Origin of the sequence: Acinetobacter rongchengensis (genome assembly GCF_003611475.1) — a bacterium.
GTDB classification, from domain to species: Bacteria; Pseudomonadota; Gammaproteobacteria; order Pseudomonadales; family Moraxellaceae; genus Acinetobacter; species Acinetobacter rongchengensis.
In genome coordinates this window covers 1-13,943 of sequence record NZ_RAXT01000008.1, presented here as the reverse complement: position 1 = coordinate 13,943, position 13,943 = coordinate 1, and the positions used below count along the sequence as shown (strand labels likewise).

General features: G+C 35.8%; 11 protein-coding genes. 7 read left to right on the top strand and 4 right to left on the bottom strand.

Annotated elements, in window-relative coordinates; genetic code table 11:
• The first annotated feature begins 842 nt into the window (after positions 1-842).
• From blaOXA to D7V20_RS06195, 3 genes are all read left to right on the top strand, one after another.
• A complete protein-coding gene (blaOXA, locus tag D7V20_RS06205) occupies positions 843-1,613 on the top strand; it encodes a class D beta-lactamase (RefSeq protein ID WP_407923930.1) in 771 nt (256 codons plus the stop codon).
• Positions 1,614-2,028: 415 nt separating this feature from the next.
• Entirely contained in the window at positions 2,029-3,741 is a 1,713-nt protein-coding gene (locus D7V20_RS06200) for a GGDEF domain-containing protein (RefSeq protein WP_120383444.1), read from the top strand.
• A gap of 57 nt (positions 3,742-3,798) precedes the next feature.
• Entirely contained in the window at positions 3,799-4,266 is a 468-nt protein-coding gene (locus D7V20_RS06195; RefSeq protein WP_120383443.1) for an HIT family protein, read from the top strand.
• Between the two features lie 51 nt (positions 4,267-4,317).
• Here the strand turns inward: D7V20_RS06195 and D7V20_RS06190 are convergent, their stop codons facing one another.
• The 3 genes from D7V20_RS06190 to uvrA all read right to left on the bottom strand — a co-directional run bounded on the left by D7V20_RS06190 (position 4,318) and on the right by uvrA (position 8,617).
• Complete coding sequence (locus D7V20_RS06190) at positions 4,318-4,548, bottom strand: antitoxin (RefSeq protein ID WP_120383442.1); 231 nt, start codon at positions 4,546-4,548, stop codon at positions 4,318-4,320.
• Positions 4,549-4,752: 204 nt separating this feature from the next.
• Entirely contained in the window at positions 4,753-5,595 is an 843-nt protein-coding gene (locus D7V20_RS06185) for an AbiJ-NTD4 domain-containing protein (RefSeq protein ID WP_120383441.1), read from the bottom strand.
• Between the two features lie 190 nt (positions 5,596-5,785).
• Entirely contained in the window at positions 5,786-8,617 is a 2,832-nt protein-coding gene (gene uvrA / locus D7V20_RS06180) for an excinuclease ABC subunit UvrA (RefSeq protein ID WP_120383440.1), read from the bottom strand.
• Positions 8,618-9,339: 722 nt separating this feature from the next.
• Here uvrA and D7V20_RS06175 point away from each other — a divergent pair.
• Entirely contained in the window at positions 9,340-10,095 is a 756-nt protein-coding gene (locus tag D7V20_RS06175) for a hypothetical protein (RefSeq protein WP_120383439.1), read from the top strand.
• A 99-nt stretch (positions 10,096-10,194) separates the two neighbouring features.
• Positions 10,195-10,536, top strand: coding sequence for a GlpM family protein (locus tag D7V20_RS06170; RefSeq protein ID WP_120383438.1), 342 nt, complete (start codon positions 10,195-10,197; stop codon positions 10,534-10,536).
• 140 nt (positions 10,537-10,676) lie between these two features.
• Here the strand turns inward: D7V20_RS06170 and D7V20_RS06165 are convergent, their stop codons facing one another.
• A complete protein-coding gene (locus D7V20_RS06165; RefSeq protein WP_120383437.1) occupies positions 10,677-11,309 on the bottom strand; it encodes an LOG family protein in 633 nt (210 codons plus the stop codon).
• A gap of 354 nt (positions 11,310-11,663) precedes the next feature.
• Between D7V20_RS06165 and D7V20_RS06160 the strand changes: the two genes are divergently transcribed.
• Together D7V20_RS06160 and D7V20_RS06155 are read left to right on the top strand one after the other, a co-directional pair.
• Positions 11,664-13,253 carry a TerC family protein gene (locus D7V20_RS06160; protein WP_120383436.1) on the top strand — a complete coding sequence of 530 codons (1,590 nt, stop codon included), beginning with the start codon at positions 11,664-11,666 and terminating at the stop codon, positions 13,251-13,253.
• 386 nt (positions 13,254-13,639) lie between these two features.
• The coding region (locus tag D7V20_RS06155; RefSeq protein WP_171407772.1) for an HAD hydrolase-like protein at positions 13,640-13,943 on the top strand (304 nt) is incomplete at its 3' end.

Sequence of the window (13,943 nt, the reverse complement as noted above, 5' to 3'; positions counted from 1 at the left end):
AAATAGGCATTCGAATCATTTAAAGTCAACCCATAAAAAAATGAATCATAACAACTAAATAAAATCGTTCTAAAATACATTTTGTTAAAAAATGATGACAAAAAATAAAATTTTAAGATTGGTTTTATTGTTGTTTTTGTGTTTATTAATTGGTATTAACAATTGAGGCTGTTATTTAATGATCATTATTTATGATGCTTTCGCCTATTTTAGGCACAATAAGTGAGTTATTCTATATAAAAATACAAAAATGATAATTAAATCTAAATAATATAAAATCTCGATAATTCATTCGGTATTTATTTGTTTAATCATCTTTACAATGTTAGATATATTTCACATAATTGATCAAGAAAGTTCACTGGTTTAAAAGAATTTTCTCCCAGTTTTAAAGTTTATATGCTCAACTTTCCCCAAAGTTGAGTTTTTTTTGTCTAAAAATTGATACTTAATAGATAAATAAAAGCAAAATAATCATTTTGAATGTCATGTTTTGAATATATTTAGAATTTTTATGATGCTAATAATTGTATGATTTTTATCATAAAAAAATCCCAAATTTTATTCAAATTTGGGATTTTTCGCCAAAACCTGAGGAAGATTTAGCTATTTTTGCTGATAAATAAAACTAAATCGCCCTAATTGAGTGCATTTTGCATCATAATGATGCAAAAGTAAATGTGGAATGATATACAATTTAAAAAAATACAAAATATCGAATTAATATTTGAGAGTAAGATAAGAATATAAGTCCTTATTCATCAGAGTAACTTACTGTAATGAAACCTAGAATTCAGCTATATATCTGCACGCTACTAACGAGCCTGATGTTTTCAGGTTGTATGTATGATTCAAAATCTAGTCATGTAAGTCCTCTCTCTGATCGGCAACAACAAATTCCTTTATTATTTAATCAAGCTCATACTCAAGCAGTCTTTGTCACTTATGATGGTTCGCAATTAAAAAGCTATGGCAATGATTTAAACAGAGCAAAAACCCAATATATTCCAGCATCGACATTTAAAATGCTGAATGCGCTGATTGGTTTGCAGTATCAAAAAGCAACTCATACAGAAGTTTTTAAATGGCAGGGTGAAAAGCGTTTATTCCCGACATGGGAAAAAGATATGACTTTGGCAGAGGCGATGCAAGCTTCGGCAGTTCCCGTATATCAAGAGCTTGCAAGGCGTATTGGCTTGGATTTGATGCAGAAAGAAGTTAAAAGACTGCATTTTGGCAATGCTCAAATCGGGGCACAAGTCGACAACTTTTGGCTTGTTGGGCCATTAAAGATTACACCTGAGCAAGAAGCACGATTTGCTTACCAATTGGCGATGAAACAATTGGCTTTTGATCCAGTCGTACAACAACAAGTCAAACAGATGTTGTATATCGAAAGCCGTGGTGACACCAAACTCTATGCCAAAAGTGGTTGGGGGATGGACGTTGAACCGCAAGTGGGTTGGTATACAGGTTGGGTGGAACAGCCTAATGGAACAGTGACTGCTTTTGCTTTAAATATGCAAATGCATTCAGGCGATGATCCTGCTCAAAGAAAACAACTGACATTAGATATATTGGATAAATTAGGATTGTTCTATTATCTAAGATAGATTTAAAATTAAAAAAATGCCCAGTTTATTGGGGGTTAACTGGGCATAAAAAGGTGTGTATTTTCAAATAGTGATATTTCGTTTGTATCTCTATTTGTTTTTCCATTCTATGTACATTCTACTTATATGTAAAATGTTAATTTCTTATATTTGTTATCTGAAAAAACGATTCTAATTTGAAACACTAAATAAGTGGATGAAAGCAGGCTTTTTTTTTAAGTTTAGTGTGAAAATTTAGAAAAAATATTATGGTTTGAATGTATATTTTTCATTCAATTGTTGGTTGGGTCATCAAGTGAATAGTCATTCTTTTTAATTTTAAAAATTTTAGTCAACATCTGTCTAAATATCTTGTAAGATTAAGGTGATAAGTTTTTTGTTGATCAAAAATACAGCTTCCAATGGAACCGTGAAGATGGAGCAGAAATTACGTTCAGAACAGATTAGCGCACGCCTGCTCATTTTCATGTTCGTTATTATTTTGTCTGTGTTATTAATTGCTATTCCTCAAATTGTTCAAAGTTATCAAGAATACGTGAAATTACATCGATCATTGGTCGATATTCAGAATTTGCGTATATTTGCCGAAACATCGAATAAAATATCTCGTGAAAGGGCACCTTCTAATAAAGCCATGGCAAGTAGTAGGGAAGAATTGCCAATCCGAATCAAAGAATTAAAAGAGTATCGTGAGGGGGTGAATAAGCAGATAGATTTAACTGTGCACACTTTGCAGCAAGCAGGTTTTCCTGCATTGGCAAAACAAGTTGATGTGCAACTCAGAAATGATTTAAATTTTGCACGTAAACAGGTGGATAGCTATATTGCCACACCAAAAGATGCACGTAAATCCATAGTCATGGATCACGCTATTCGTGATATGTTCCATGCTTGGGATGGTTGTAGAGCTATATTGCAACAACTCATTATTGACTCAAAACAAAAAAATAGTGAAGTGACGGACTATGCTTCTATTGTCCTGATTTTAGCGGATTTGCGAGACCAAGCTGGTCGGGTAGCGTCTAATATTATGGCGCCTTTGAGCTTTGCAGAACCTATTCCAGAGTTTAATAAAATTCGTTCATTACAAACACAGGAACAAGTGAAATATTTATGGCGATTAATGGATACCATACAGCCAGAATCATTGAAAACAACAAAATATCTTGAATTACATGAACAAGTAAAACTTCGTTTTATTGATCAAGCACTTCCGATCGTCAATCAACTCATACTACAAAGTGAAAATAAGCAAGCTTATTCATTAAATGCCAATCAAGTTACTGATGCAATGGTGGATAAATTTACTTCAATTATCGATTTACAAGCTTATTTACTGGAAATGCATAGTTTAGAAGCTCAGCGACAAATGCAGTCAGCACAACACCAGTTCTTTCTTATTTTGCTTATTTCTATTTTATTGCTCACTGTCGCATTTTTTACCATGCTGTATACACGGAGAAAATTATTTGAGCCTTTAATTCAGGCTCAACATATGATTGAAGAATTATTTCAAATCTATGAGCGTGATCAAGCTGATATTGTCGTTTCGCAAAATAAAGAAGCATATAATTTAACCGATGCGATTGATAAGTTAAAAGAAATGTTGAGACAAAGAGATATTCTTGAGTTTCAGTTAAAAAATATTGCCAATACAGACAGTTTAAGTGGTGTTTCTAATCGTTTGGGATTAGAAGCTTATCTCAAAAATGCACAAGCCAAGCCCAATCAGTTTCAAAAACTCAGTTTAATTATTGTCGATATTGATAATTTTAAGCGTGTGAATGATCAATTTGGACATATTTTAGGTGATTTGGTTATTGTTGAAATTGCGCAATGTTTAAAGGCTAATATTTCTCAAACAGATTTAATTGTGCGTTTTGGTGGTGATGAGTTCTTAATTTTAATTGCTAATTCTGAACGCAATTGGATTTTACAAATTGCAGAAAGCATTTTGGCCGATGTTTCTCGGTTACAGATTGCTTTGCCTGCATCATCTGAAAAATTAAAAGTTTCTGTCAGCATTGGGGTGGCGACAGGAGCTGAGAATTGGGAAGCTTTGTTTAGTCGCGCTGATGCTTCTTTATTCAAAGCAAAAACGCAGGGTAGAAATAAAGTTGTCGGATGACAGCTAATTTATATGGTTTGAGTAATTAGAATTTTTTCTATTGGTATAGGATAAAAAATGAGTGAGTCTTGTATATTTTGCAAAATTATAAAAAATGAATTGCCACACCATCTGATTGATAGTAATGATAATTTTATGGCATTCCTCACCATATTTCCCAATACTTTAGGCGCAACTGTGGTGATTCCGAAACAGCATTATTCAAGTTATGCATTTGATTTGGACGATGATGTATTGAGCGATTTGGTTTTGTATTCAAAGAAAGTTGCCAAAAAATTAGATAGCTTTTTTGACGATGTTGGGCGCACTGCGATGGTGTTTGAAGGTTTTGGTGTAGATCATGTGCATGCCAAATTATTTCCCATGCATGGTACTAAACAAGTACATGAAAATTGGCAAGCTGTGAACTCGAATGTTGATAAATATTTTGAGCAGTACGAGGGTTATATTTCTTCGCATGATTTTCAGCGAGCGGATGATGAAGCGTTGGCGAAGTTGGCTGAAAGGATTAGAGAGGCTGAATAATTTGGTTTCAACTGAGAAATTTGTATTTGTTTTTTAAGGGCTGTACTTAAATTATTTGAAATCCTCACGGACTTGTTCACCTTGATCAGCTCGTTCAAGTTGAAATCCAGTTTCAAACTCATTCACTGCTTCTAACATAATGTCCCAAGGATTTTCGATAGGCATTAGTAACACACCACGGCCAAAACTTTTAATCGCGACTTCAATGTCATTAAAACGAAAAGCTTTAGGCAATCTAATAACTTGTTTTTGACTTGTTTGAAAAATTTTAGTGATTTTCATTTCTACTCTCTTATTTTAGTGTAGATCACCATATTATTAAATAATTTTTAAAATGCAATTTGTTGTAAAGGTGGGGGAGGCATTTTTTAGATGTTGATGATTTATTGAATGGAACTCTTAGTAACCGATGTTACGTCTTTAAAATGATAAGAGTAACTGAATAATTTTAGGTTAATAAGGAGTAAGTCGTTTTACCCCTAAGTATTATTTTGTTTTCTCAATCAAATAATTAATGAAATTGGTACATGCTACTAACATGAATTTGGCATCGATATAACTTAAATTAGATTCTTCGAGCATAGCATGGCGGATACCATCAGCATCTGATGTATAACCATAAAGTTGACTTAAACTTTTCTTTAGAGCTTCATGTAATCCATATTTATTTTCAATGATTTTTAAAGCTTGACCTAACGTAGTTTTCTCATCTTGAGTTACGATTTTGCAAATGGATTCAACAGCACTAATCGATTCTTTAATTGAGTTTCGATAGTCAGGATTTTGACGATCTGACATCAATTTTAATGATTGATTTAGATGTTGTTGTACGCCTGAATATGGATTTGTATTTTGTAAAGCTTCCTCAATGGATTTTATTTCTTGCTCTGAAGTGATTTCTGTGACTTTATTGTTGATAATTCGATAAGCTGAATTTTCTATTTGTAGGCAATCATTGAGAAGAGTATTAAATGAGTCCTTATCATCTTGAAAAGGAAAGTATTCAATGCAAGCCTCAATAAAATCATAAATTTCATACCATTGGTATTTTTTGAAAAATAGAGTATCGATATCATCAATAGTAGCTTCTATAGAATAAGGAATTTGGTCAATTCTTTTCTTGAAAAAACTATGAAATAGTAATTGAAAAAAAGATTCTAAATTACTTCCAATAATAGGACGACTTCGGGCACCAAAATGGTAAGAGTACTTGTTAAAAATACATACTATAATCGTATTCCACAAAGCATTTTTTAAATCCATATTTATTGAGTTCTTCTGAATTATTTCACGAATAGGCTTATAGCCATTTCTTTCTGAAAAGCGCATTTTATCCCCTAATAAATTCAATTTTACTCATGATTTTTAATCTCCCCTAACCCTGAGCCATATATGGCGCAAGGAAAAGAGGGGGAACAATTGAGAATCTAAAATTGTTTTAGATTCCTTGCGCAGCAGTGTTGCTCATCCCTCTTTTTTAAAGGTGAGGATATGCTCCGCAAGGGGAGGATTAATCGTATTACTTCAACAACGGCTTCAAAAACTTTGCCGTATGCGAAATTTTAGATTTCACCACATGCTCAGGTGTGCCTTCCGCAATAATCATTCCGCCACCTGCACCCCCTTCAGGGCCCAAATCAATCACCCAGTCCGCAGTCTTGATCACATCCAAATTATGCTCAATGACTACAATGGTATTGCCCTTATTGCGTAGCTCATGCAGGATATCTAAAAGTTTTGCAATATCGTGGAAATGTAGACCTGTGGTTGGCTCATCCAAAATGTACAGCGTTTTACCCGTATCACGTTTGGCCAATTCACGTGCCAATTTCACACGCTGTGCTTCACCACCAGATAGTGTCGTTGCAGACTGACCTAAACGAATATAGCCTAAACCGACTTGATTCAAGGTTTCTAAACGACGGTGAATCACAGGAATCGCATCAAAGAAATGCATAGCATCTTCAACTGTCATATTTAGCACATCAGAAATATTCTTACCCTTATAACCCACTTCTAAAGTTTCACGGTTATAACGTTCACCATGACATGCATCGCATGGGACATACATATCAGGTAAAAAGTGCATCGCGACTTTGATCATGCCGTCACCTTCACAGGCTTCACAACGACCACCTTTCACGTTAAATGAGAAACGTCCCGCAGCATAACCACGTGCTTTGGCTTCAGGTGTTTGCGCAAATAATTCACGAATCGGGGTAAATAAACCCGTATAAGTGGCAGGGTTAGAGCGAGGTGTACGCCCAATCGGACTTTGGTCAATATCAACCACTTTATCAAGGAATTGTAGACCATCAATTGAGTCAAACTTTTCAGCAGTTAAAGTGGTTGCACCATTCAACTGTGTAGCAGCCAAAGGCAATAGAGTACGGTTAATCAGTGTTGATTTTCCAGAACCCGAGACACCCGTAACACAGGTCATCACACCTAAAGGAATGACCAAATCTACATTTTGTAGGTTATGACCCGCAGCACCCATGAGTTTAATTTGTTCTTCAGGTTTTGGTGGTTCAGTACGCTTTTTCGGGACTTCGATTTTCAGTTTGCCTGATAAATACTGACCCGTAAGTGACTCATTATTGGCAAGGATTTCATCATATGTCCCTTCAGCAATCACATGACCACCATGAATACCTGCACCCGGGCCAATATCGATAATATGATCTGCTGCACGAATCGCATCTTCATCATGTTCAACGACTAAAACAGTATTACCCAAATCACGTAAACGAACTAAGGTATCAAGCAAGCGATCATTATCACGTTGATGCAGACCAATCGATGGTTCATCAAGTACATACATCACACCCATCAAGCCTGCACCGATTTGCGAAGCCAAACGAATACGTTGTGCTTCACCACCAGACAAGGTTTCGGCTGAACGAGAAAGACTTAAATAATTCAAACCAACAGAAACTAAGAAATGTAAACGCTCACGAATTTCTTTAAAAATCTTATCGGCGATTTCACCTTTTGCACCATCAAGATTTAAATCTTGATAATAACTTTCTGCATCACCAATCGACATTTTGGTAATTTGGGCAATGGTTTTGTCTTTAACCCGAACATGACGTGAAATTTCATTCAGACGAGATCCACCGCAGGCATCACAAGCCGCATTAGACAAATACTGTGCCAAATCGTCACGGACATAATTTGACTCTGTTTCACGATAACGACGCTCTAAATGTGGCAAAATCCCTTCAAAAGGTTGTACACGATTATGCTTACGACCACGTTCATCGATATAACTTAAATCAACTTTTTCTTTGCCTGTACCGTATAGAAATTTTTTCTTGGTATCTGCGTCCAATTCATTCCAAGGTGTGTCTAAAGAAAAGCCGAAGTGCTCAGCTACCTTTTGAATCATGCTGTAATAATATGGACGTTGTCTGTCCCAACCTCGGATTGCACCTTGGCTAATCGATACATCAGGACTTGGAATCAATTTTTCAGCGCTAAAATGACTGCGTGTTCCTAAACCATCACAGACAGGGCAGGCACCAAAAGGATTATTGAATGAAAATAGACGAGGCTCTAATTCTGCAACTGCACGGTCACATTGAGGACAAGAATGTTTTGCTGAAAAAACACGCTCAGGATGTTCACCGTTCATCCAAGATAAAATAGCAATATCACCACCTAAGCGCAGTGCAGTCTCAAAAGATTCTGCAATACGATTACCTAAATCATCACGGACTTTAAAGCGATCGACCACCACTTCAATGGTGTGTTTTTTCTTTTTATCCAATTCAGGTGGTGTATCAATATCAATCACTTCGCCATCGACACGTGCACGTACAAAACCTTGACTCTGTAATTGTTCAAATAGATTACTGTACTCACCTTTACGCTCACGTACGACAGGGGCGAGTAACATGAGTGCAGTCCCTTCTTCAAGGGATTTAACGGCATCGACCATTTCAGAAATCGTTTGCGCGACCATCGGCAAATCATGCTCAGGGCAATACGGTGTACCCACACGTGCATAAAGTAAACGTAGATAATCGTAAATTTCTGTGATGGTTCCCACGGTTGAGCGTGGATTATGGCTTGTTGACTTCTGTTCGATTGCAATTGCAGGACTTAAACCTTCAATCGAATCAACTTCGGGTTTTTCCATTTGTGATAGGAACTGACGTGCATAGGCCGACAAAGATTCTACATAACGACGTTGACCTTCTGCATATAAAGTATCGAAAGCCAGTGACGACTTTCCTGAGCCTGATAGTCCCGTAATTACCACAAACTTGTCGCGTGGAATATCGAGTGACACGTTTTTTAAATTATGGGTTCGTGCGCCTCGAATACGGATATGGCTTTGGCTCATAAAACTTTCTCGAAATTGTACAAATTATGGGGGTATATGATAGCGCTTTAATTTTGTTCAAGCTGTAAAAAATATTTTTTTCGCGACAATTTGTGTCTCTTCAATGACGAAAAACACATGACTCTAATGATCATTGATTATAACAATTTGTTAATTAAAGTTTTATTTAAAATTTAAACAATTTTACCTGTTGATATTTTCTCCTTTCTTTTAATGAATGAGAACAAACATTTATTCATTAAAATAGACAGCACCAAGTTATCCGTTCGAGTAGAGCTAAGGTCTTCAGGGATGATGATCAATACTTATTACTTTTAACACTCCACGAGGGGTTTTAGATATTTGAGTGCATTTTCTATCAATTTTATGACGCATATATTGACTTAAATTGAAAATAAAATACTTAAAAATAGGGATATACAACTTTTCAGTAATCATCAATAGTAAGTCTATTAGATTAAATTACTGTTAGAAACTCTAATTAAATTAGTCTATTGCATCTTGGATTATGTAAATTTATTCATAGATATGAAGTGAATTGATTCGCCTGTTAAATATAAATATTGGCTCCTTGAGCAATGTTGTTGTATTGTCAAAAATTTTTTTTAGAGGTTTCAATTCATTATTCATGTAAAAAAGCATAATCGTTAGACAATTTTGTTGTGATACAGGGTGTTAGTTGTGTAAAATATGTCAATAAAATCACATTTGTGGGGTGGGAAATGGATATACGGAAAATCATTGTGGTGATTTGTTGTACATTTTCTAGCTATGTGCTGGCTGATGAAACCTCACAAGTCGTATTTCAACAAATTCTAAAAATAAAACCTGAGCAACGTTACGAAGTTGTTTTGGATAATGTCCAAGCGAGCGACCAAATTTGGACAGCAGTGTATTTGATTGGGAAGCAGAATTACCCAGGGCCGACTTCTAAAGTTGATTTCTTAATTGAAAATCAAGGTTTATTAAACAAAGCCAATGCCAGTGAGCATACGATTAGCAAACAATTGGTCGCAGAAGATTTACCTGAGACACATTATTATTCACTTAACCAATTTAAACAATTAAGACAATTTATTGAAAAAGAAACAGAACAAAAAATTGAAGATCCAATTTTGGAAGATGAAGACACGATTCGTATTTATAGCCAAGTGAATGATTGGATTCCTGAGTACAATAGTTATGAAGCGACTAAAGTAAAAATAGCTGTTCAGAATCCGATTGATTTTAATATTGTTGCGGCTTATGTCTTGGTAGGTAAAGGTGAAAAACCTGCGCAATTGAATGAGTTAGATTTTAATCGGGTTCTGATTACAGACCATACAAACTCAGTCAAACCGATGATTTCTGAAAGTACCTACCGCTCAGATATGAGTATGACCCGTTCCAATTTAAAACTGATTTGGGCTTTGGGTATTGCATTTGTATTTGCTTGTTTTGCATTTATCTATCGTAATAAACTGCGTCATCGTTTTTAATGATTACCGTTTAAATTGCAGTAAGTTTCGATTGAATTTGATTTTAATTTTTTAGAGTTGGCGTAAACTCTGTTACTTCTACCAGTACAGAGTTTGTGAATGCTGTCGTTATTTTTGAAATGTGTTTTAGGTGCTGCGGTTGTTTTACTGATTTCAATACTTTCAAAAAGTAAGGCATTTTACATCGCAGGTTTGGTGCCTTTATTTCCTACTTTTGCTTTAATTGCCCATGTTATTGTTGCACAAGAAAGAGGTGCTGAGGCCTTAAAACAAACAGCATTATTTGGTTTATGGTCTTTAATTCCTTATTTTATTTATTTGCTATTGGTGTATTTGTTAGCAACAAAACTCTCTATATGGTCTTGTTTAAGTGTTGCAACAGCGTGTTGGGGTGTTGCAGCAGCAGCTTTGATTTATGGTTGGCAAATGTTTCAACATTAACTGACAGTCGATCATTGGCGTGAACGCATTTAGAAAAAATCGAATGTAGTGATCTTTGATAATGATAAAATATTGATTTAGAAATAAAAAAGCCCTTTTTATAAGGGCATTCTAAGCAAAAAAATAGAATTCAAAAATACTTATGCAATAAACTGTTTCGGGGAAGCTAAGTTTTTAATTGCATTGATAATTTGATCTGCATGGTTACAGACAATCAGCTTGGCACGATGTTGTGGAGGTAAAAAACCTTCTGCTACAGCGTGATCAAGTTGTGCAATCATCGCGTCATAAAAACCATTAACGTTATAAAGCATCATCGGTTTTTGATGCTGATTTAATTGCCCCCATGTCGCAACTTCTAAAATTTCTTCGAAAGTACCTAGACCACCTGGCAATGCGACAAAAGCACTGGCACGTTCTGCCATCATGGCTTTACGTTCATGCATGGTTTGTACAATGTGAAGTTCAGTCAATGTGTTATGGGCAATTTCATAGTCCAACATAAACTCAGGAATAACACCGACCACTTCGCCACCGTACTCAGTCACGGTATCAGCGACTTGTCCCATTAAACCAATACTTGCGCCACCATAGACGATACCAAAACCTTGCTCTGCAAGACTTCGTGCAAGATGAATCGCTTTTTCTTTATAAATGGGTTTATTGCCAAATCGTGAACCACAATAAAGCGCGATGAGGGTCTGTGTTGTTTTTTGAGTAGGTTGGTTGAGTTCAATAGATTCATTCATCATTACAGGCAATACACTATTCATAAATTATTTTTTCACCTTAACTTATCATGTTCTTTTATTTGACACTACTCTAAGGTTGATCTAAGACAACAATATGACAATAGCAGGTCATTACAGTTTAAATATGCAAATTTTTGTATCGTTTCAGCTTCCGTTCGGTCATATAAATCAACATAAAAAAGATGAATTTTTTATTTGAATTGCCTATACTGAACGCTTGTTTATCAACAAATGAATCAACATGGGTAGTGGTTGTAGTCGCTTAGAACGTGCTCAATTTTTCGACATAATAAAAGTACAAAATCTGCTGAAGTCCAACTTCACATCTTCTATTTTTAAAGCAAAAACAGAATTAAATGCAATGGAGTTAGATCAATGATACTCGAATGGATGTCTGATCCATCTGCATGGGTTGGTCTTGCGACTTTGGTCATTTTAGAAATTGTTTTAGGCATAGATAACCTCGTATTTATTGCCATTCTTGCGGAAAAATTACCGCCTGAGCAGCGTAATAAAGCACGTATTATCGGGCTTCTCTTAGCATTGTGTATGCGGATGGTGTTATTGGCATCCATCGCATGGGTGATTACCCTCACGCAGCCGTTATTTTATATCATTGACCATGCATTTTCTGGGCGTGACCTTATATTACTGTTTGGTGGAGTATTCTTATTGTTCAAAGGGACAATGGAACTTCGTGAACAATTAGAAGGGCAAGGGCCGATCAAAGAAGAAAATCCAGTACATGCTGCATTTTGGATGGTGATTGTTCAAATTGTAGTTTTAGATGCAGTTTTCTCCTTAGATAGTGTTATCACCGCTGTGGGTATGGTGAAGCAACTTTCCGTGATGATGATTGCTGTCGTGATTGCTGTCGCTGTAATGTTATGGGCTTCTAAGCCGCTCATGGAATTTGTGAATAAGCATCCGACCATTGTAATTTTATGCTTATGTTTCTTGATGATGATTGGTTTCTCTCTCATTGTAGAAGGCTTTGGTTATCATATTCCAAAAGGCTATTTATACGCTGCGATTGGTTTCTCCGTCATGATTGAGTTCTTTAACCAAACCATGCGTAAAAACCAAGAAAAGACCGTGACTACAACCGATTTGCGCTTCCGCACAGCCTCTGCTGTGATGAGAATGTTAGGCGGTAAAAGTCTGAGTGCAACAGATAGTCAAAACCATAAACCAGACAATGTTCTTGCAACTCAAGCATTGGCAGATGAGATGTTTGACCCTGAAAATGGCGTCTATCATAGTGTTATGGTTCAGGGGGTTTTAGGCCTATCAGAGCGTCCTGTGAAGTCCGTTATGACACCAAGACCTGAGCTGGAATGGATTGATTTAGATGATGATGCTGTTTCGATCAAAGAACATTTAATGGCAATGACGCATTCTCGCTTAATTGTTGCACGAGGTGAATTAGACAATATTGCAGGTGTGGTTCTGACCCATAAGGTTTTGAATGACTATATTGAAACAGGCATTTTAGATTTTGAAAAGCATTTGCGTGAACCTGTGATTGTGCATGAAAACGCGCAAGTACTCATGGTGATGGAACAGCTTCGTCAAGCACCGCTACAAATGGCGATTGTCTTAAATGAATATGGTTCAATTGAAGGGATTGCCACACCTATTGATGTATTGGAAGCGATTGCTGGTGAATTCCCTGATGAGGATGAACTTGAAGCAGCCGCAGAAAGTCTAGAAGATGGTTCACTTATTCTTGAAGGTTCAACCGATATTCGCCATGTTTCATTATTATTAGGGCGTGATTTGGTCGATGATTCTGAACAATATTCAACATTATCGGGTTATATTCTGTTCCATTTAGGTCATTTACCTGAAAATGGTCAAAAACTCCAAGCCGATGGTTATGAGTTTGAAGTGGTCACGATGGATGGTCATAAAATTGAAAAAGTACATATTGTCGAAATAAAAAAATTTGATGATAAAGAATAATTTTTACTGGATCAGCGCATTAAAACCTGTCAAATGACAGGTTTTTTTATAGGTTTTAAAACCTAATTTTGATTTATTTTCATACTTCACCTCACCGATATTTATTTCAATGAGCTATACCTGATTGCAGTTTAAATAAAGAAATGTCTCCAGTTTAATGTTCTCGGTAACATGATTTTGATTCGATCTAAATGTGTAATAGGTCTCAATATTCTGCCAATAATTACAGTTCAGTTACATAACAACATTCATTTGATACAAATAAGAGTTAAAAAGATTCTTTTGTGCTTAATATTTAATCAAAATTGTTTCATAAGTTAACATTTCGTAATTTAGTTTTATTTTTGTATAGGCTTATGCCAAACATTAATAACATAGGATTTTCAATGCTCAAGTTTAAAAACAATATTGTTCATGGTGCAATTTTTGATATGGATGGCACAATGTTTGATACCGAACGATTGCGTTTTCAAACACTCAAACAAGCATCGAAAGAGCTGATTGGGGTTGAGTTTTCAGACGCTTATCTTATGGCTTGTTTGGGGCTAAGTGCAACGAGTGCGCTTAAACTGGCACAGCAAGAATATGCAGAAGACATTCCATATACCGAGATTCGAAAACGTGCAGATGCGCTTGAATTAGACGCTGTGCGTCAGTTTGGTGTACCCATTAAAAAAGGTCTATTAAGAG